The organism is Terriglobales bacterium (assembly GCA_035567895.1).
In the GTDB taxonomy this organism is placed as follows: Bacteria; Acidobacteriota; Terriglobia; order Terriglobales; family Acidobacteriaceae; genus Gp1-AA112.
The window spans coordinates 115,269-136,355 of the sequence record DATMPC010000001.1; the positions used below are offsets into that span (position 1 = coordinate 115,269).

14 protein-coding genes are annotated in these 21,087 nt (G+C 55.0%); 10 read left to right on the forward strand and 4 right to left on the reverse strand.

Annotated elements, in window-relative coordinates; genetic code table 11:
* The first annotated feature begins 70 nt into the window (after positions 1 to 70).
* The 5 genes from hpt (at position 71) to VNX88_00500 (ending at position 5,597) form a co-directional block, all read left to right on the forward strand.
* Positions 71 to 625, forward strand: coding sequence for a hypoxanthine phosphoribosyltransferase (gene hpt, locus VNX88_00480; protein HWY67102.1), 555 nt, complete (start codon positions 71 to 73; stop codon positions 623 to 625).
* 20 nt (positions 626 to 645) lie between these two features.
* Positions 646 to 1,371 (forward strand): deoxyribose-phosphate aldolase, encoded by a 726-nt coding sequence (gene deoC / locus VNX88_00485; GenBank protein ID HWY67103.1) that lies wholly within the window; start codon positions 646 to 648, stop codon positions 1,369 to 1,371.
* 152 nt (positions 1,372 to 1,523) lie between these two features.
* Positions 1,524 to 3,317 carry a SpoIIE family protein phosphatase gene (locus tag VNX88_00490; GenBank protein HWY67104.1) on the forward strand — a complete coding sequence of 598 codons (1,794 nt, stop codon included), beginning with the start codon at positions 1,524 to 1,526 and terminating at the stop codon, positions 3,315 to 3,317.
* A gap of 288 nt (positions 3,318 to 3,605) precedes the next feature.
* Positions 3,606 to 4,892: a diaminopimelate decarboxylase gene (gene lysA, locus VNX88_00495; protein HWY67105.1), complete on the forward strand. Its 1,287-nt coding sequence runs from the start codon at positions 3,606 to 3,608 to the stop codon at positions 4,890 to 4,892.
* 372 nt (positions 4,893 to 5,264) lie between these two features.
* On the forward strand, positions 5,265 to 5,597 hold the full coding sequence (locus VNX88_00500) for a hypothetical protein (GenBank protein HWY67106.1): 333 nt from the start codon (positions 5,265 to 5,267) through the stop codon (positions 5,595 to 5,597).
* A 63-nt stretch (positions 5,598 to 5,660) separates the two neighbouring features.
* Here the strand turns inward: VNX88_00500 and VNX88_00505 are convergent, their stop codons facing one another.
* The gene (locus VNX88_00505) at positions 5,661 to 8,858 is read right to left on the reverse strand and encodes a carboxypeptidase regulatory-like domain-containing protein (GenBank protein HWY67107.1); all 3,198 of its coding nucleotides are present in this window, start codon (positions 8,856 to 8,858) and stop codon (positions 5,661 to 5,663) included.
* A 313-nt stretch (positions 8,859 to 9,171) separates the two neighbouring features.
* On the opposite strand from VNX88_00505, the gene pnuC reads away from it, so the two are divergent.
* Both pnuC and VNX88_00515 read left to right on the forward strand, forming a co-directional pair.
* Positions 9,172 to 9,762: a nicotinamide riboside transporter PnuC gene (gene pnuC / locus VNX88_00510; GenBank protein HWY67108.1), complete on the forward strand. Its 591-nt coding sequence runs from the start codon at positions 9,172 to 9,174 to the stop codon at positions 9,760 to 9,762.
* Entirely contained in the window at positions 9,759 to 10,289 is a 531-nt protein-coding gene (locus tag VNX88_00515) for an ATP-binding protein (GenBank protein HWY67109.1), read from the forward strand. Before pnuC ends, VNX88_00515 begins: the two co-directional genes overlap by 4 nt.
* Before the next feature lie 386 nt (positions 10,290 to 10,675).
* Here VNX88_00515 and VNX88_00520 read toward each other — a convergent pair whose 3' ends face one another.
* Both VNX88_00520 and VNX88_00525 read right to left on the reverse strand, forming a co-directional pair.
* Positions 10,676 to 11,548: a hypothetical protein gene (locus VNX88_00520; GenBank protein HWY67110.1), complete on the reverse strand. Its 873-nt coding sequence runs from the start codon at positions 11,546 to 11,548 to the stop codon at positions 10,676 to 10,678.
* A 148-nt stretch (positions 11,549 to 11,696) separates the two neighbouring features.
* Positions 11,697 to 12,395 carry a hypothetical protein gene (locus VNX88_00525; GenBank protein ID HWY67111.1) on the reverse strand — a complete coding sequence of 233 codons (699 nt, stop codon included), beginning with the start codon at positions 12,393 to 12,395 and terminating at the stop codon, positions 11,697 to 11,699.
* Between the two features lie 355 nt (positions 12,396 to 12,750).
* Between VNX88_00525 and VNX88_00530 the strand changes: the two genes are divergently transcribed.
* From VNX88_00530 to VNX88_00540, 3 genes are all read left to right on the forward strand, one after another.
* Positions 12,751 to 15,729, forward strand: a complete 2,979-nt coding sequence (locus tag VNX88_00530) for a POTRA domain-containing protein (protein ID HWY67112.1) — start codon at positions 12,751 to 12,753, stop codon at positions 15,727 to 15,729.
* Positions 15,730 to 15,743: 14 nt separating this feature from the next.
* On the forward strand, positions 15,744 to 19,769 hold the full coding sequence (locus tag VNX88_00535) for a translocation/assembly module TamB domain-containing protein (protein HWY67113.1): 4,026 nt from the start codon (positions 15,744 to 15,746) through the stop codon (positions 19,767 to 19,769).
* A gap of 157 nt (positions 19,770 to 19,926) precedes the next feature.
* A complete protein-coding gene (locus VNX88_00540; GenBank protein HWY67114.1) occupies positions 19,927 to 20,496 on the forward strand; it encodes a DinB family protein in 570 nt (189 codons plus the stop codon).
* Positions 20,497 to 20,594: 98 nt separating this feature from the next.
* On the opposite strand, the gene VNX88_00545 is transcribed toward VNX88_00540, so the two are convergent.
* Positions 20,595 to 21,056, reverse strand: a complete 462-nt coding sequence (locus tag VNX88_00545; GenBank protein HWY67115.1) for a nuclear transport factor 2 family protein — start codon at positions 21,054 to 21,056, stop codon at positions 20,595 to 20,597.
* Between the last annotated feature and the right edge of the window lie 31 nt (positions 21,057 to 21,087).

Here is a 21,087-nt window from a genome sequence, read left to right on the forward strand (position 1 = left end):
TTCATCTGCGTAGGTAGTTGGTCTTGCTTTTCAGTTGCCGTTCTTTTAGCGCGAGGAGCACAATACGGCTATGGCCGCTGCAACGATTCACACAGGACTGGAAATTCTCTACACGCGCGATCAGATTTCCAAACGGGTTGCCGAGATGGGCGAGCAGATCTCGCGAGATTTTGCCGGACAAAAAGTTGTCCTGGTCGGAGTGCTCAAAGGAGCAACGATCTTCCTCGCTGACCTGGCTCGCTGCATTAGTCTCGATGCGACATTCGATTTCCTGTCCACTTCAAGTTACGGCAAGGGCCATCAACAAAGCGGCGAAGTCCGCCTGCTGAAGGACGTTGACCACTCCGTGGAGGGCCAGAACATTATTTTGGTGGAAGACATCCTCGACACAGGACTGACGTTGAGTTATCTGCGCAGAGTTCTGAGCGCGCACCAGCCGAGAAGTTTGAAGATCGCCGCCCTGCTCGACAAACCGGCGCGGCGGATCCAGAAGATCGACGGTGATTACATAGGCTTTACGATTCCAAACAGATTCGTCGTCGGCTACGGACTTGACTATGCAGAGCGCTATCGCAATCTGCCGGACATCTGTGTGATTCCACCCTCCGCTCTGGGTGACGAGTGAGTTAGAATCGTATTTCGGTCATGCCTATTGAGATTTCGGAAGCGCCACAGATCGCGGTAGCTCCGGCGCAAGCGGATTGGCAACGCCTGGCTGCAATCCTCGATCACACTCTTCTCAAGCCAGAGTCCACGAATGCAGAAGTAGAACGACTTTGCCGTGAGGCCTTGGACTATGGCTTCGCTTGCGTAATGCTGAATCCAACTTACATCGCCCTGGCATCCTCATTCCTGGCTGGAACTGGAGTGAAGATCGGATGCGTCGTTGGATTTCCCTTTGGCGCCAATACCACTAATGTGAAGCGGTATGAGGCTCTGGATGCCATACGCTTGGGAGCCCATGAAGTCGACATGGTGATGAACATTGGGGCACTCAAATCTGGTGATCGCGTGCGTGTGCAAGCGGACATGCAGGGGATGGTGCAAATCGCTCATGACAACGGGGCCATACTGAAGATCACCATCGAAACCGCATTGCTCTCCCTGGAAGAAAAAATCTTGGCCTGCCAGCTCGCAGTGGCGGCCGGTGCCGACTTCGTGAAGTCGAGCACGGGATTTTCTCATGCAGGGGCAGTGCCAGCCGACATCTCCCTCATGCGCGGGGTGGTGGGCGAGAAGCTCGGAGTGAAGGCTTCTGGCGGAATTCGCACCTTTGAAGACGCTCAGACCATGGTTGAGGCTGGTGCGAACCGAATCGGAACCAGCTCAAGTGTCTCCATCGTAGAGTCCGCTCGCACGAAATCCGTCTAGGCTCTCGTCTCCACACCCCGCTCGCGCGCACTTCTGCACACTTCGCTGCATAGACGGCGACCTGAGACGCATCTCGCGCTATCATCGAATGCTGCATTATGAGTTCCACTCGCACAAAGTCTCCCGCACAGAATGCGCCAGCTGAGGCGACAATGCCAGCTGCTGGGAATGGTGCGCCCGTGCAGGACAAGCTGGCCCCGAGCGCTGCGATCGTGGGAAATGCCGCAGCCATCTCCATGCGGCTCGAGAATTTTCTTATCGAGGTTGCCGACACTCTCAATAGCACCCTCGAGATGGACAAATTGTTGGGACGAGTGGCTGAGCTGGTTCGCCAAGTCATCGACTATGAGATCTTCGCCATCCTCCTGCTGAATGAACGCACACAGGAATTGCGCATCCGGTTCCAGATTGGGCATACACCCGAGACAGAGCGTCTAAAGATAAAAGTCGGTCAGGGCGTCACCGGGATGGCCGTTGAGCGACGCAGCTCGGTTCTGGTCGACGATGTCCGCAAGGAGCCGCGGTATATCAACGCCGATCCAATCGTCCGCTCGGAACTCGCAGTGCCGCTCATCGCAAAGAAGCGCGTGATCGGCGTGATCGATATCCAGGCAAGCAAGGAAGGTTATTTCACCGACGAACATAACCGCATCCTCACGATTGTCGCTTCGCGAATCGCCGCCGCGATCGAAAATGCGCGCTTGTATACCCGGGTAGCACGGCAGGCGCAAACGCTGACAGTTCTGAACGAGATCAGCCGCGAACTCACGTCGATTCTTAACGTCGATCAGTTGTTCAAGCGAATCGGTGAGCTGCTCACGCGCGTGATCGAATACCAGATGTTCTCCATCCTGCTCGTCGACGCCGAACGCGCTGTGCTCGTGCACCGGTTCTCGCTGCGATATCAGGAGAACATCCACCTCAAGCACGACATTCCCCTTGGACGGGGGCTAGTGGGCTATGCGGTTCAAGAGAAGACTGCGGTGTTAGCCCCGGACGTGAGCAAAGATCCACGCTACATCCAGCTCAATCCGGAAACACGCTCGGAACTTTGCGTCCCACTGCTCTACAAAGGGACTGCGATCGGCGTGCTCGATCTTGAGAGCACTCGCCGCAACTACTACAACGAGGATCATGTACGCACCCTCACGACACTGGCTGGACAGATCGCAATCGCGATCGAGAATGCACGACTCTATGAGCGCATCGCGCGCGAAGAACAGAGGCTGGAGCGTGATCTCTCCATGGCGCGCGAGATTCAGATTCGGTTGCTGCCGCAAAGTCTTCCACGGCTCAAGTCTGCTGATATCGCGGCTAAATTCGAGCCCGCGCTGATGATCGGCGGCGACATGTTTGATTTTCTCGAGTACAGCGGCGATCGCGTGGCGCTGGTGCTTGGGGATGTAAGCGGAAAAGGTGCGCCCGCTGCTCTTTACGCAGCGCTAGTCAGCGGTCTTCTGCGATCGACAGCATCGTTGGAGCCACATCCGGCGCAAATGCTCTCCGCGATCAACCTATCGCTGAACGAGCGTAGGATCGAAGCTCAGTATGTCAGCCTCGCCTACGCAGTTTGGGACGACGATTCCCGCACAATGACGTTCGCCAACTCCGGCCTTCCGCGGCCTTTTCTTTGCAAAAATGGGATCATCAGCCGCATTGAGAGCACGGGACTGCCTCTCGGCTTGTTCGAGGAAGCGGATTACGACGAGGTGACTGTCCACGCTGAGTCAGGCGATGTCTTCGTTCTGGTAAGCGATGGAATTCTGGACGCAATCAGTGCCTCCGGCGAACAGTTTGGTCCGAAGCGCGTCGAGGAGATCGTACAAAAGAATTGCAGCATGCAGCCAAACGAACTGGTGCAATTGATCTTCGATGCCGTCGATACGCATCGCGGCACTCGCGCAACTTTCGATGACGAAACCGTATTGGCCGTGAAGGTGAGATAACGCGCCAGAATGGGTTTTCCAGTCGTCTTGTTCGTTGCGTACCGTTCTTCTTGGATTGTCATCCCTCGCGCCGCTGCGACAATTCTCATCATCGAGAACGTTGTTTTTGCGGCGCGGGGGATCTGCTGTTTGGAGAGTGATCAAAAAGCAGATCCCCCAGGCCGCTGCGACGTTGCTGACATCCGAAACAACTATGCGGCGGCCTGGGGGATGACAGTGTCTATATAGTTCGGAACAAGTGATGAACCTTCTGCATCTACACTTACTCTGAAAGCGATCTATCCAACCTTGAAGATTCCACAACGTCCGTTCCACTATCGCGATCATCCCAATAGCGGCACAGCAGAACTCTTCTGCGACGAGCTGCCGCTTGCCGCCCTGGCCGAAAAGTACGGAACCCCGCTGTACGTGTATTCCGCTACGCACATCGCTGATCGCTTCAAAGCATTCACCTCAGCGTTCCGGCGCATGCCACACACCATCTGCTACTCGGTAAAGGCGAACTCAAATCTCAGCATTCTGAAAATGCTTGCCAAAATGAAGGCGGGATTCGACGTAGTCTCCGGAGGAGAGCTCGAACGCGTGATCCGCGCCGATAAGAGCGCCGTGCGACGAGTGGTGTTCTCAGGCGTGGGTAAGACCCGCGACGAAATCGATCTTGCATTGAAATCGGGAATTCTGGTCTTCAACGTGGAGAGCGAGAGCGAGCTGGCCGTCTTAGCAGAGCGCGCGGCTGCCTTGAAGAAACGGGCGCGCATGGCTTTACGCGTGAATCCAGATGTCTTTGCGGAGACTCACCCTTATATCTCGACGGGGCTGCGCGAACACAAATTCGGCGTGCCCATTCAAAGAGCGTGGGACCTCTACTCGGAGGCAGCTCGCTCCAGGTGGCTTGAGGTGGCAGGCGTGAGCGTCCACATCGGATCCCAGATTCTAAGCGTGGAACCATTCATGGCAGCGATGAAACGCGTGGCCGATCTAGTGCGAGAACTCCAGAGCAGCGGGCACGATGTTCGTTATGTGGACGCCGGCGGGGGTCTGGGAATCTCTTATTCGCCACAAACGGAATTCGACTTCGAGGCAAGAGTTTCTGATTATGCCCAGGCGCTACTGCAAGGACTCGATGGCCTTAAGGTGCATATCCTGCTGGAACCAGGAAGGACGATCGTCGGACCCGCCGGAGCACTGCTTACGCGCATCATTTACGTCAAACAAAACGGCGCCAAGCGCTTTATGGTTACCGACGCTGCCATGAACGACCTTCTGCGTCCTTCTTTATACAAAGCACACCACGAAATCGTGCCGGTCCGTCAGCAGCAGAATTCGAGCAAAGGCGTGTTCGATGTTGTTGGTCCCATCTGCGAGACGGGAGACTTCTTCGCCCACGATCGCGAACTGCCGGAAGTAGCCGAAGGCGAGCTGCTGGCGATCCTCGACGCTGGCGCTTATGGAATGTCGCTCAGCTCCAACTACAACACCCGTACCCGCCCTGCAGAGGTGCTGGTGAAAGACAAGTCCGCAAAACTCGTGCGCAAGCGTGAAACAATTTCCGATCTGCTGAAGCCTGAGTTGTGAGCACGAGCTAACAAGAAGAGCAAAAACTCACGCGGATAAACGCGGATTCTGCGGATGCACGCTGATTTTCAAAATGCTCGGGGCAGCTCCGCTCACCACGCGTTCAGGAATGGAAGACAATCATGAAGCTCGCACTCCTGACGTAGTTCCATTCCAAAACAATCTGCGTAAATCCGCAGAATCCGCGTTTATCCGCGTGAGCCTTTGCTCTTGGTTTTGCGTTTTGCCCTCGGCCGAGAATGTTCCGGCAGCTCGCGTTCGTCTCCAACTCCCTGTTCTCGCGCCTCATCCAACAAAACAACAATTAGCATTCGACAACACCGGCCGACGTTCACGCGCATGGACCGTTGTTTGTTTCGGGAGGGATCTCAAATGAAGCAGCCCAAATGGGTTCTTTCAAGTATGTTGCTTGCAGCGATCAGTCTGCCAGCACAAAATTTCGAAGGCGCACGGCTCGTGCAGAACTCGCAACCAGTCGTCTCGCCAAGTCATTATTATCTTGAGACTGCCGCTAAAAAGACAGTGCCGAAGCGGCGTTCCAAAAAGAAATCTGCCATGATCGTTGGGGGCTCGGCCCTGGGTGGCGCCGCAATCGGCGGACTCGCCGGCGGCAAGAAGGGTGCGGCAATCGGGGCACTCGCTGGCGGCGGAGGCGGTTACGTGTACGACCGCAAGAGCCAGAAGAAGCCTGTAATTCCAAAGTAGCTCACGCTCGCACAGCAAAAGAAAAGCCCGGTCCCAAGGGGACCGGGCTTCGTCTTACGTATCTCAGAAAATCATCTTTGCCGCGAATTGTAGCTGCCGTGATGAACCAGAGTCTCCATTCGGGAATCGAGTAGAGCTGATCACCCCGAAAGTGTTTCCAGCGCTTGTTACTGCAGTACGGTTCGGGTTGCCGAAGTTGGGATGATTGAAGAGATCGAACGCTTCCGCCCGAAGCTCCAGGCGCAGACGCTCTGTGAGTCTCGTTGTTTTTGCCAAAGAAAAATCCAGGTTCTTGAAGTCTGGACCGAGGACGGAATTTCGTCTCACATTCCCGAAATGATAGATGTTCACGCCGTTAACCACTTGAACTGGCAACGCGAATGAAGATCCCGAAGCGCACGCACCGAAACGAGGATCACATATCGGCGACAGCCACAGGATATTGCCAGCCTGCGTACCAGAGGTAATGATCTGGTTCACAATCGACACCGGAGCGATCTGATCTACCCGGTTTGTCGCAACGCCAGTAAACAAAGTGGACGAGCCCACGGGAATTCCACTTCCCGCCGGCCCAGCAATAGGAGCACCCGCCAAAATATTCAACGGGTTTCCGGACTGCAGTGTGAGGACGCCACTCACGCGCCAGCCTTCGACCAGCCGATTGGCCTTGAACGGCAGTTCATACAAACCGGTAAAGACGAAGCGGTTGCGTGCGTCGAAGTCCGACAGACCATAGTCTTGCCGAACGCTTAAACTGTTCTCGGGTACCGCTGCTCCGGTTTGCGAGGCATAGTCCAGAGACTTTGACCAGGTATAGTTCGCCGAGAACTGTAATCCTGCGGCGAGCCTGCGCGTGCCTGTGACCCACAGAGCGTTGTAGTTAGAGTTTCCGTTGCTAACTCGGTCGGTAAGCGAAGTTCCAAGCGTAAGGTTGGGAGCTATCGGACTGTTGGCGGCAACGCTAGGAAAGGGCCGTGACTGTGCACCGGTAGATGTATTGGTGTAGAACGGCTGGTTGAGGTTGATGTTCTGCCGCAGGTGTGTTCCCTTCGACCCAAAATATCCAATCATGACTGCCGTCGAAGGTGTGATCTCCTGCTGGATGTTGAAGTTGTAAGACTGAACGTAAGCGTTTTTATAATTCTGGTCAACGGTGCTCACGGAGGCCCCACTGGCTGCCGCGTCAGATGCCAGAGTTGCGAACGTCGTGAACGGTTTGGCTGTAGTTGTAGAAAAACGCGACGCGGTTGCAAATGGGGGATTGCCGTTCAATTGTAGAGGTAATGGCTGGTCGACTGCCCAACCGTACCCAGAACGCACAACCGTCTTCCCGTTGTGAAACACATCCCAGGCGAACCCTAGCCGCGGTTCAAAGTTCTTATTGTTTTGTTGATAAAGCAACGGTAGGGCGCTGGTGCCGACTTGGACGAGCGTGGCGGTCGCGGGTAGGAATTCGCTTTGTCGGTTGTCCTTCTCGAATGGCGTCATGTTCCATTCGTACCGCAGGCCAAGTTCCAGGGTGAGATACGAAGCTACCTTGTAACTGTCCATCGCGAAAAAGCTAAGGGCGCGTTGAATGACGTGCGGACTCACATCGCCGCCGTTTGTGTATAGGCTAGCGTTACCATTGATAAAATCCGTTGGGTTACTGAACTGAACAAATCCTATGTCGTGGCTAAAGGTTCCATTGTCATTTACCTGGCGGCCTTCCCACCCGAACTTGAAACTGTGCTTGGCGCGTAGATACGTGACGCTATCGCTCAGTACGGAGGTGAGATCGCCACGTCCCTGCGGGAATCCCGATACGCCACCAAAGTCCAATCCAATGGATTGAACGAATATCTCAGGGATGCCGACCGGGCCGCTGCGGCCATTGTTGATTCCGAACTTCGTAGGATCCAGATTGTTCACTGGCTGGAACGTAATATGGATGCGGTTGAAACCGAGCCTGGCTTCATTGACCACGTTAGGACTAAACACATGGCTCTCGTTTAGAGTGAACAGTTGACGCCGCGCTACGCGCTGATCCCCATATCCTGGGACAGTGCTACCGGCTCCGGCATCGGTCGGTTCAGTCCGGACGTCTTTCTGTAGTGCGTAATAGCCGTGGACTCGGTCTTTGTCGCTCACGTTGTAGCTAATGTCGCCAGTCCATTGGTCGAGTTTCACTGGTGCAGATGCCGAACCTAGGAACTTCGAACCCGTGGAATCATTGGCTTGCGGAATCAGCGGAACCAATTGCCGCACCGTCGCGTCGGAGGAAGCCAGCGCCGCGTTGCGCTGGGCTGCGTTGAGCACGGTTGTACTCAGAGTGAGTCCTTGTCGTTGCCGCAACCCTTCGTAGGCGCCGAAGAAAAACAGTTTGTTCTTAATAATCGGACCGCCGACAGCTCCACCAAAATTGTTCCGAATGAACTGCGATTGCTGCACTCCGACTTTATTGAAAAAGTTTCGCGCATCGAAGTAGTTGTTGCGCATGAAATCGAAAGCTTCTCCGTGGAACTGGTTCGTTCCTGAGCGGGTCGCCATATTCACAATCGCGCCGGAGTTGCGGCCCTCATCTGCGCTGTAGGTTGAGTTATCAACCTTGAATTCATCAAGTGTCGAGATCGCTGGCTGAAATGTGATCTGGCCGTTGCCCATGTCGGCTAGGTTGATGCCGTTGACCATGAAGTTGACCGTATCTTCTCGCTGCCCAGCAGTATTGAATGCCAACGAACCTTGTCCGCGAATTGGCTGAGCTAAGAAGCCGTTTGACGGCGGGGTAACAGAGCCAGGAATAAGAAAGCCCAGATCGACGAAGTGGCGGCCATTCAGCGGGATCTGCTGCACGTTCTTCGGATCCATAACTTGGCCCACTGTCATCGTCGTCGATTCAACAACCGGAATCTCACTCTCAACGGTAACCACCTCGCTCGCCTGAGCAATCTTCAGCTGAAAGTTCTGTACACTGGTTCGTCCAACTTCAAGGATCAGGCTCTTTGCGCGCTGTCGTTCCAAACCTGAGGCCTGGACTTCCACGTCATATGTGCCAATCGGAAGTGCCGGAATCCGGTAATTTCCACTCGAATCCGTTTTCGCGGTTTGCGAAACCGAAGTCGCGGTGTTCGTCACCGTTACCGTCGCGCCGGGTATCACCGCCCCGCTCGGATCGGTCACCTGACCCTGCACGGTCGCCAGCGTCTGCCCAAAGACGTTGCCGGCAGTGAGTAAAGCGACTCCGATAGCGATGAATCGAAGAATGCTGGAGAGCCTTTGCATGTACCGTCTCCTGTATCGGTGGATCTCTTGAATACCACCGGGATGAGTTTTTGATTTTGTCGAGGAACAGCCAACTGCTTATCAGCAAACTCCCTACCAATCACGAATCGCTATAACTTATTGATTGCGATGGACTAACTTTCTGCTGTCATTCTGAAATATTACAAACGGGACTCGTCTACAAAATTCAGGAGCTTCGAATTCCAGTTTTGGGACGAAAATACAGGAACGCTTCTACCCTCCTCAAAATCCGTCCCTAGGCCGTCCGCGATTCCCCTCCCATCGATCGGATGTTAAGCTGCCTACCTGTCTCATGAATTGGACCGAGCTTCTGGGTTTTGTTACCGGAGCCATCTGTGTCTGGCTGCAGGTGAAGGAGAACGTCTGGAACTGGCCCGCAGGCATCGCCAATAACATCTTCTATGTCGTCGTCTTTTGGCGCTCCGGCTTATACGCGGATTCTCTGCTGCAGTGGTTTTATATTTTGATCTCGATCTACGGGTGGTGGAACTGGCTGCGGGGTGGGACAGCCCAATCGCGTTTGAAAATAAGCCGTACTTCGCGAGTGGGAATGCTCGTTTACATCGCGCTCACCGCCACGGGAACCGTGCTCTTTCAAGAGCTGTTACGCCGATACACCAATAGCACGGTTCCACTATGGGATGGGCTCACGACCGCAATGAGTCTCACCGCTCAGTACATGTTGACTCGGAAAGTCGTTGAGAACTGGTGGTGGTGGATCGCCGTCGATGTGATCTACATCGCGCTTTACAGTTACAAGCGGTTGTATCTCACGAGCGTTCTCTACGCCATCTTTCTGGGAATGTGCATCGTTGGCCTGCGCCAATGGCAGCTAAGACTGTCGCTTCGCCAAACCCTAAGCGGCAAAGAAGTCACGGCATGATCAAGCGAGTAGCGATTGTCGGCGCCGAGTCCACAGGCAAGACTACGCTTGCTCAGGAATTGGCCGCGCATTTCAAGACCGTCTGGGTTCCCGAATACGGGCGTGAGTACACCGAAGTCAGGGTCGGGACTGAGGCCATCTTCGATTACAAGTGGAGCAACGAAGAATTCGTTCTGATCGCGCGTAAGCAGATAGTCCTCGAAGATCAGTTGGCGAAAGGCGCGAATCGCGTACTCATCTGCGATACCGACGTGCTTGCAACCTGCATCTGGCAGGAGCGCTACATGGGAGCTTGCTCCGAGGAGGTCGCGAGGATCTCCAGCGAGCGTCACTATGATCTCTACCTACTTACCGACTGCGATATTCCCTTCACGCAGGATGGACTGCGAGACGGGGAGCATCTGCGCCAGTGGATGACCAATCGTTTTCGCGATGAACTGGATCGCCGGGAGCTGCCGTGGATCTTGATAAATGGCAGCCGGGAGCAACGTCTCCGCATGGCCATCGGTGCGGTCGAGCAGCTGTGATGTGTTGGTTCTGTGGAACAGGCCTCATTGGGGTGGAACCCAATCCACTTTTCACGGGTTGAAAAAAACGTCGTCACAATTCGCTGATGTTCCCTGTTATTTTTTTGAATCCTGGGCGAAACACCACTAAGTGCTTGCTGAAGGTTGGGTTAGGGAGAAATCCACAGAACTCCCTGTTATTTCCCTGCGTTACAGAAGAATTTGCGAAATTTGGGCAGAATTCGACGATTTCGCGACCGCATTCAAAAATTCCCTTGTTATTGTCGCTGTTCCACTGGTTTTTCGCTTTGGCTGATGCATTTTCTGCAGTAGAGCGGAGGTCTCCGGAGCCTTGAAAAAAGGGGCGCCATCCACCCGATGGTTTGGAGACAATCAGAGGAAAAGGGCTAAGGCTGAATTCGAGCCAGTTCCTTGCGATACAAGTCGTTCCCTGGAAATTCACGCGACAATCCGGCAAGGAGATCACGAGCAGTGCTCCGATCTTTGTCGCGGAGAGCTGCAACAGCCAGCAGCAGACGCGCGAAAGGGGCGAAGTAGTGCCCCTTCTCCGCCGTGAGACGTAGCTTATCCAGTCCCTCGGCTTTGTCGGTTTGCGCGCCACCAAGGTGCAGGATCCAGCGGATCGGAGCGGGGTTGAGGCTCAGAAGATAATTTTCTACACCGATAGCGAGGTAGGCGTCGTAGTAGGACGGATCGGCCGCCAACAGCCTCTCTGCCATCGCCCGCGAACTCTTCGTATAGCTGAGCGCCAGGAGATTTTTCTTCTCGATCATGGCCGTGTAGTCGCTACGCAGGCCGTTGATCATGACCAGTGAAAACATAGCGTGGAGGTCATTCGGCGCGGTGGTCAAGCGCCGGCCTGCGATTCGATCGCCACGTTGCAATTCATTCTCAAACGACGTTTTCACTGACTCGTCCGGCGAGAGCTTCGGACGCTTCTCGAACTTGTCATTCTGAGTAAAGAGATCGAACTCCAGAATCTTCAGCCGATTGAATTCCGCAAACAGATACGCCGCGGCGTTCGAGACTGGCCCCATGGGATCGTCGGGATGAGCTTGCTCCCATCGCGCGAAGGTTAGGTGGGCGCCCTCGAAGTCAAGGTTGTACATCTGCTGAAAGCCGCCGTTCAGGTCAACAGCCGGTGCAGAGTCAGCGGCGAGAGAGGCGCTTACCAGGGAGAGCACAACAAAAAATAAACACGAACTGCTCTTCAGCGAGCGCGCCAGAGCCCAACGTGATTGCGCACAATTTTTCCTCAAACGAGTGGCAGCTCAATTGATGCTACAGGTGTGAACCGAGGAAGGAAAGTAAAGTTGTGTTACCCCTAAAGATACACAGGGAACAAGCGGCGCCATTCGCTCCAGCGCATTCGTGAGAGCTGCGCCGGGGCGAATCTGCGTTATAGCTCTAGATACGAGGGATTGTGGAGTTTGTCGTCGAAGAACAGTTCGTCGAATTTGTTCCCGTCGTTGAGCTTGTTCCGGTCGTGCCGCTGGTATTACCTGGAGTGGAAGAGCTGCTGCCAGATGTTCCCGTATTTGGAGTGGTTTGAGAACAGTTGGTCGTACCCGCTACTCCTGTCGTAGCGCCCCTAGTTCCGGCTGTTGAGCCCGTGCTCCCCGTGGTCATCGTCGTGCCCGTGGTTCCGGGAGAGCCAACCGAGCTTCCCGTCGATCCGGTTGTGCCGGTTGTACCAACCCCGGCAGCTGTACCAGCGCTACCTGTGGTGCTGGGCAGGGTAGCTGCGGTTCCAGTCGCCGTGCTCGGAGTCGTCATTGTTCCGGTCGTCCCGGCGCTTCCTGCGGTGTTCTGATTCGCGGATGTCGATCCAACTCTGCTCTGGCTGTTTCCCGTCGTGGCACTGTTTGGACTTGTCGTAGTTGATTGTCCCGCAGTGGTAGCGTTCATCGGACCCGCGCCTGTACCCGTCGGACCTGCGGCCGTGTTGTTCTGCGAACCCACCATACCCGTGCTGTTTGTTGTTGTGTTCGGACCAGCGCTGGTGCTGCTTCCGCCCATTGCCGATCCACTCGATCCGGCTGTTTGCGCTCCTGCCCAGGCAAAGGCCACGAGCAAAACCGGAGCCGCTAACCATGTTCGCGTCATGTGTTGGAATTCCTCTCTGGTTGATAGTGGAGCTTCGGGCAGTTCTGCCCGCGTTTAGAAAATTGAATGCTCACTTAGAGCCTGTCGGAGAGAACGATTCCCGAACCAGGAATCAATAACTTACAGAGACTCGATTATTTGTAAGTTGTTGATTCTTCGTTCGCAAAAATCTATCTCCGACAGGCTCCTTATTTGATCCGATTAATTCGATTCAATCGTCGAAGCGACCAGATGCTTGAAATCGAGTACTGCTGATCTGAGGTAGATCGCGCCGCTGACCAGCCGAACCCACGCCCTGAACCAGTATGGCGAGCGTGAGACAAACACTGAGCTTCTCCCCTCATCTCACAGAGTCGTGCTCGCTTCCGGCTATTCAGGCTGGCGCTATCGATGCGCAGCCCTGTTCGATCTGATCCTCTGCGCCACTTTTTTCTGCGCGCAAACCGGACCGACCGCCACTCCGGCGCAAACACCTCACACTTCGCAGCAAACGAAGGAAGTCCTCCCTTCCTACGAAGGACAGAACGTTTCTTCAGTCGAACTCGCTGGACAGCCCGACCTCGACACAGAGAGTTTGCTGCCATTAGCCGCGCAGAAGCCGAACCAACCGTTCTCGCAAGCCAAAGTCGATGAAACCATCGCTGCGTTGAAGCAGACGAGACGCTTTCACGATGTCCAGATCCAGATCCGCCCTGAGCCCGCAGGAGTACGCGTCCTCTTTGTCCTCGAACCTGCCGTCTACTTCGGCGTGTACTCATTCCCTGGAGCCGAGCAGACGTTTGCATATGCGCGCCTGCTGCAGGTTGCCGCATATCCTCCGCGCGGACCTTATACGTCAGTCGATGTCGCTACGGCACAAGAGGCCTTGGAACGGTTTCTACACCGCGAAGGATATTTCCAGTCTCAGGTGAAGACTCGCGTCGTAAGTGACAAGGTCCACGGCCTCGCGAATGTGTACTTCGACACTGTGCTCGGACGCAAAGCGAAATTTGGCACCGTCACGCTCACCGGCGCGACACCGCAGGGCACGGCCCTTCTCCACTCAAGAGTCCAATCTTTCAGGGCCCGGCTGCGGAACGCAGCGATTCGCACGGGAAAGACCTATTCCCTCAAGACTCTGCAGAACGCTACCAACTATCTGCAAAATTCACTCATGAGTAAGGATCGCCTCGACGCCAAGGTGAAACTGATCTCCGCCAATTACGACGCCGGCACCAACCGCGCGAACATCACCTTCAATGTGCAGAGTGGACCGTTCATTCATGTGCAAGTTGAAGGCGCGCACGTGTGGAGTTGGACCAAGAAAAAACTGCTGCCGGTTTATCAGGAGGTCGGAGTCGATCCCGAAATCATTCAGGAAGGGCGCAAGAACCTGGTCTCGCACTTCCAGTCAAAGGGTTACTTCGATGCAAAGGTGAACGTCACAACGCAGGCGCGGCCGGACGGTGAAACGATTCTCTATCAGATCACCAAGGGGCCGCGACACAAGGTAAAAGATGTTGATATCGCCGGCAATCAGAGCCTCAAAGAAGATGAACTACGGTCGCATGTCCCGGTGAAGAAAGCTCATATTCTCTCGCACGGCAGCTACAGCGAGAACCTAGTTCATACCAGCGTCAAGAACCTGCAACGCGTTTACCAGGCGAATGGTTTTAGCGACGTTAAGGTGACTCCCGAAGTTGACAACGAAGCCGGAAATATAGGGGTTACCTTCCGCGTGGTTGAAGGCGAACGCGACATTGTGGAAGCGATGCACATCGAGGGTATCGACACGCAATCGCTTTCAGTACTTGCTCCTAAAGGACTGAATCTGGCAACGGGCAAGCCGTACTCACAAACTTTTGTCCAGGAAGATCGCAACACTCTGATGTCGAACTACCTGAAGCTCGGCTACCTCAACGCCAGCTTCCGCCAGACCGCTAAGCCGCTGGATAAGGACAAACATCGGCTTGAAGTGACTTATCTCATCGAAGAAGGTCCACAGGTAAGGACTGCGAGCGTGGTCACCCTCGGTCGCGGCGAAACGCAACAGGCGGTGATTAATAAGGCCGCTCCGATATCGACCGAGGCTCCTTTGCGGGAAGACGACATGCTCACCAACGAGACCCAACTCTACAACCTCGGAGTGTTCGATTGGGCAGAGATCGATCCGCGGCGCCGCATCACGACGCAATCACAGGAAGATGTTCTCGTGAAAGTCCACGAGGCGAAGAAGAACGACTTGGTTTATGGCTTTGGCTTTGACGTTATCAACCGCGGCGGCAACATTCCCAGCGGGACAGTCGCCGTGCCAGGACTTCCCGTAGTGGGACTCAACAAAAACTTTAAAACCAGTCAAAAAACGTTCTATGGTCCGAGAGCCCTGATTCAGTACACGCGTAAAGACCTCTGGGGCAAAGCCCAGACCATCAGCTTCAACGCTCTGGGTTCGCGACTCGATCAGCGCGGGCAAATCGCGTACACCGATCCATATTTTCGCGGAAGCAATTGGGCATCGAGCTTCAACATTGGTGGAGAGCACGACGCGCAAAATCCAATCTTCACTTCCGTTATTGGGCAGGCAGGATGGCAACTGCAACGTGCGCTGAATCAGGACAAGACGAGGAACCTGTTCCTCCGCTATAACTATTCGCAGACCGGCCTAACCGAGTTACTCATTCCCGATCTGGTACCTCCATCGGATCGGCACGTGCGTTTGTCCACACTGTCGGCCGTGTACGTGCGAGATACGAGGGATTTTCAGCTCGATGCTCACAAGGGCATCTACCAAAGCTTTGAGACCCACTTCAATCCATCGTTCCTGGGCTCGAACTTCAATTTCGGTAAGTTTCTGGCCCAGACCGCTTATTACAAGAGCATCACGAAACAAAAGATTGTATGGGCGAACAGCGTTCGCTTCGGATTCGCGGAAGCGTTCAGCGGACACGTTCCCCTCAGCGAGACCTTCTTCACCGGCGGTCCGAATACCCTGCGAGGTTTCGCTCTGAACGGCGCTGGACCGCAGCACGTAATCCCTGCTTGCGGGAATCCTAGCGATCCGAGTACGTGCTCGAAAATCACGGTTCCGGTTGGCGGCAACCAGTTGTTCCTGGTCAATTCCGAGTTCCGCATCCCTGTGCCGCTGAAAGAGGGACTTGGCATAGTTCCCTTCTACGACGGTGGCAATGTATTCCGCACGATTGGCTTTCACGGGCAATACACAAACAGCGCAGGACTGGGATTTCGCTATGCCACGCCCGTAGGCCCGATCCGCGTGGACTTCGGTTACAACTTCAATGCTCCTCTTGGAGTCAAATCATGGCAGTACTTCATCACCATCGGGCAGGCATTCTGACGGGAGTCTAGGCATTGAGCGCAGCGCCAAATTTACCCCCTTATTACCACGAGCCGCCTGAGAAACCCCGGCTGGTTGATCAGCCTGCACGCCGCAGACGTTGGAAGAGAGTAGCTGCCTGGACAGCGGGTATTCTCCTGTTCCTCATCCTCGCGGCAGTGCTCACGGTTTATGTCCTGCTGCGCAACCCTTCCGTTCATCAATACGTACTGCGGACCGCTCAAGAGAAGATCACGGCCGCTTTGGGCTCTCAGGTCCGAGTACGCGATTACGCGCTGAACTTCAATGGCATTTCGCCGAGCCTCGACCTTTACGACGTCGTAGTGAACGGAGCCAATCCGTATCCGACTCCGCCGTTGCTTACGGCCGATCATCTCCATGCCGGCATTCGCATCGTGTCGTTGGTCAGTAAGACCTGGTACATGGATGACGTTACGGTCAATCATCCGGTCGTCCACCTGTTCGTCGACGCCCATGGCACCGACAATCTGCCGCAGACCAAGAGCAGCGGGCAAAAGAGCAGTACCAGCATCTTCGACCTGGGAGTTCGGCACGCGCGGGTCGATAACGGAGAGGTCTACTACAACAATCGCAAGAGCGTGATGAATGCGGACCTGCACGACCTGAACTTTCAGTCTGCCTTCGATCCCGCGCAGAAGAAATATTCAGGCACGCTGAGCTATAAAGACGGTCACCTGAACCTCGAGAACTTCAATCCCATACTGCACGACTTGAGTGCACAGTTCGACGTGACTGCCCAGGAGTTCAAGCTAACGAATGCAGCGCTAAACAGCGGCAACTCGCACTTCATTCTCAACGCAACGCTCACTGACTTCGTCCATCCGCACCTGAATGCCACCTATCAGGCAGTGCTCGATGCCGGGCAGATCCGCAAGACCTTGAAAAATGCTTCCCTGCCAATCGGCATCTTGCAGGCAGATGGATCAGTTGAATACCAGGCAAAACCGGACGCGCCGATGTTGGCGCTGATCGTTGTCGATGGTGGACTGTCGAGCCGTGCACTTCAAGTTGTTACGCCGACGCTGCGCACCAACGTCCGCAACATCGCAGCGCGCTACACAGTTCGGCAGGGCAACTTGGAAGTCAAAAACATTTATGCCAGCCTGCTGGGCGGCGAGCTAACCGGCAACTTGAAGATTCGCGATTTGGTGGGCAAATCACAATCGCATCTGGTGGCCGATCTTCGAGGAGTCGACGTAGCCGAGCTGAAGTCGATGATGAACTCGCCGGCGCTCAAGCAAGTGGCGCTTAAAGGCAAGATCAATGCCAATGCCGATGCCACGTGGGGACGTACCTTCGACGATCTGGCGGCAAAGACGAATGCAACGGTGAAGGCAAGCATTGCTTCGGCGAATGGTAATGCGCCACCGGTTCCGCTCGACGGTGTAATTCATGCAAGCTACGTGAACGCGACAAAATTAATCGCGTTAAAGGACAGCTATGTTCGCTTGCCGCAGACTTCGCTCAATCTGAACGGAACCGTAAGCGATCGTTCCGCGTTGCAGGTACGTCTGCAATCGAACGATCTGCACGAACTTGAGAACATCGCCAATCAGTTCCGTGCCCCTGGATCACAGCCGTTCGGTCTTGCCGGCACCGCCAGCTTTAATGGAACTGTCCGCGGATCGATGGCCGCTCCGCACTTAAATGGAGCGCTTAACGCCAGCAACTTGCAGGTGCACGGCACACAATGGAAGCTGCTGCGGACGAATGTCGACGCCAGTACGAATTCCGCAAGCCTTCGCAATGGTGAACTCGTTCCTGCCGACAAAGGCCACATAACCTTTGATCTGAGTACCGGCTTGCGTAACTGGGCATTCTCGAACACCAGCCCCATCCAAGTTGCGCTGAACGCCAACAATCTGAACGTTGGAGAGCTGGCGAAGGCGGGCGGAGTTACCACGCCCATTAAGGGAACGCTGGCGGCAAATGTGGCGGTACATGGCACGGAGTTGAATCCGATCGGTCAAGGAACAATTAATTTGACCAACGCTGAGATCGCTGCAGAACCGATCAATTCATTGAATGTCAATTTCAATGGCACGGGTGAGGTGGTAAACGCGAAGCTTGCGGCGCGTATCCCCGCCGGAAACGCTAACGGCAATCTTGTCTATTACCCCAAGACTCAAGCCTATGACCTGAAACTGCAGGCGCCCAGCATTCAGCTAGCGCAACTGCGGACCGTGAAGCAGCGAGGGATGAATCTGTCCGGAGTGCTGAACCTGGTGGCCAACGGACACGGAACGGTTCAGAATCCGCAGCTTACAGCTTCATTACAAGTTCCCGAACTGGTGATCGATAAGCAGACAGTAAACGCGATCGCTCTAAATGCGAACGTCGCCAATCACGTTGGAACCTTTGATTTGAATTCGCAGGTACTCGACACCTCAATCCGCGGTCACGGAAAGGTTAATCTCACCGGCGATTATTACGCGGACGCGACGCTGGACACGCAGACGATTCCTCTCGCAACAATTGTTGCCGCTTATGCGCCTGCACAGGCCGGAAAGCTTTCTGGACAGACGGAGCTACACGCGACTTTGCGTGGCCCGCTGAAGGATAAGAACCGAATCGAAGCGCACGCGCAGATTCCGATGCTCAACATGAATTACACGAACACCGTACAGATCGCGGCGGTGAGCCCGATTCGTGTTGATCTGGTGAACGGCGTTTTGTCCCTGCAGCGTGCGCAACTACGCGGCACCGGAACCGACCTCGCTTTTCAGGCAACGGTCCCGATGAACAATCCCAACGCACCGGTTTCCCTGCTGGCGCTCGGCACGGTGGATCTGAAACTCATCGAGCTCTTTGATCCCGACGTCGTTACGTCCGGGCAGCTCAAGCTGAACGTCAATTCTTATGGAAACCGTGCAAATCCCGACGTGCAAGGACATATCCAGGTAATCAACGCTGGATTTGCCGGCGGCGATATCCCACTCGGATTGCAAAATGGGAACGGCGTACTCACGCTTACAAAGGACCGCCTCAATATCAACAGCTTTAAAGGAACGGTTGGCGGGGGAGAAGTTACAGCCAGCGGAGGCGTGGCCTATCGACCGGCATTGAACTTCAACCTGGCCCTGGCTGGACGCGGTATTCGCCTGCTTTATCCAGATGGAGTGCGTACCGGCTTGGGGATGAGCCTCACGCTTACGGGAAATCCGAATTCCGCGCTGATCAATGGGCAGGTCCGCATAAACCAGCTTTCCTTCGCTCCTGATTTCGATCTCATGGAGTTTGTCGGTCAGTTCTCGGGGGACACCGTTCCCGCTCCCGCCCAGGGTTTTGCCGACAACGTGAAACTCGATATCACTGTAGCGGCCACGAATGGCATTAATCTCACCAGCCGCACGTTGACCCTGGATGGAACGGCGAACCTCGAAGTTCGCGGTACAGCAGCCGATCCCGTAATTCTGGGCCGGCTGAACCTCACGGGCGGCGATCTCATATTGCAGGGCAACCGCTACATTTTGGAAGGTGGCACGATCGATTTCGTGAATCCTTATCAGACGCGGCCGGTCGTGAACGCTGCCATAAGCACCACGATCCAGGAATACAACATCATGATGCGCTTCGATGGACCGGCGGACCGTCTGCATACGTCCTACACATCGGTTCCGTCGCTGCCTCCTTCGGACATCATCAATCTGATCGCGTTCGGCAAGACCACGGAAGCCTCTGCTGCCAATCCGACCCCTGTCGGCAGTTTGGGCCCCGAGTCGCTGGTGGCGTCGCAGGTGAGCAGCCAGGTGACGAGTCGGCTGGAAAAAGTGGCCGGTATATCCCAGCTGACGATCGATCCCGAATTGGGAGATAACCAGCAGAACCCGGGCGCGCGGGTTGCTATTCAGCAGCGCGTTACGGGCAACCTCTTTGTCACCTTTGCCACTGACGTTACCGAAACGCAGGACATGACGATCAGAATGGAGTATCGAGTAAGCCCCAGAGTTTCCTTAAGTGGCACACGCGACCAAACCGGCGGTTTCGGATTCCTCACCAAGATTCACAAGAGCTGGTAGACCTGGCCTGCTTCCTGACATGCGACTCATTGACGCGAACGGCACGAAGTGAGTTCCGAGAACTAAGACCAGAACCTCACCTGCGCACACATCCTGCCTACAATGAGAGATCGTTGACTCTCGAAGAGGAACGTCTTGGGATACAAGGGGAACGATCATGGAAGACGACTCGCAGCACATAGTAAGCAAAGTCCCAGTCTGGTTTGACCGGAAGTTTGAGTTCACCTTTCCTGTGGAACAGTATCCGAACCTTTGCGTTCGACTGCGGGGCACTCCGGTACGGCTGGAAGAGATGTTACGCGGCGTGTCGCGCGATGTGCTGGTCCTCAAGCCCGACGATAAGTGGTCGGCCCAGGAGCACGCGGGACATCTGCTCGATTTGGAGTCTCTATGGGTGGCGCGTGTCGATGACTTTCTTAAAGGTGGAGACACCCTCACCGTCGCGGACTTAACCAATCGCAAGACGCACGAAGCTAACCACAATGCGCGGCCCTTGGCAGAGATTTTGGCTGAGTTCCGCAGAGCGCGGCTCCTCTTCGCGGATCGTTTGGAGAAGTTTGAACCTGATCTCTTTACGCGCTCGATGTTGCACCCGCGTCTGAAGCAGCCCATGCGGCTCGTGGATCATTTGTACTTCGTTGCCGAGCACGACGACCATCACATGGCGACAATCTGGGAGATGATCAGAAAAGTAAAGGTGCTAAATCGGGAAGAGCAGACAGCCTAAGAAATCTGAGAGGCCAGGCAGCCGGAAGCTGATCGCTTTTGCGAACTATCAGCTTCCGTTGTGACTGCCATCGAGCTTTTGCGATTTCAGACTAGCGGCTATGGAGCGGGAGCAGCGGCTGTTTCCTGGTGGAAGGCTCCGAGCCATTTGCCGTTCTTCTTGACCCAGAGACTGGCAGCATACACGGAAGGTGGCGTCTTCTGGCCGCCGCAGGTTGCGTCAGATTCTGCTTTATAGGTGAGCAAGGCCATGTCTTTGTCGATCCAATCTACTTTCATGTCACCCAGCGCGTAGCTCTTCACGTCGCATGGGTTCTTGGTCATGAAATCCACGGCTTTATCCTTGCCCTGAGTTATGCCGCCGGGATCGACCATTACGGTGTCGTCGGTGAGGTGCTGCTTGAAAGGCCCCATGTCTTTGTTCTTCCAGGCCTCCCACAACTGCTTCTCCGCGCTGGTCAGCTTCTGCTCCACGTCGGAGTTCTTGCCCTTCGCTGCCTGAGAAAATCCCAACGTCCCAAACGCCAACAATCCAACAGCCACAACTACAAGTCTTTTCATTTGATCTCTCCTTGGAATGTGTACGCGTTTT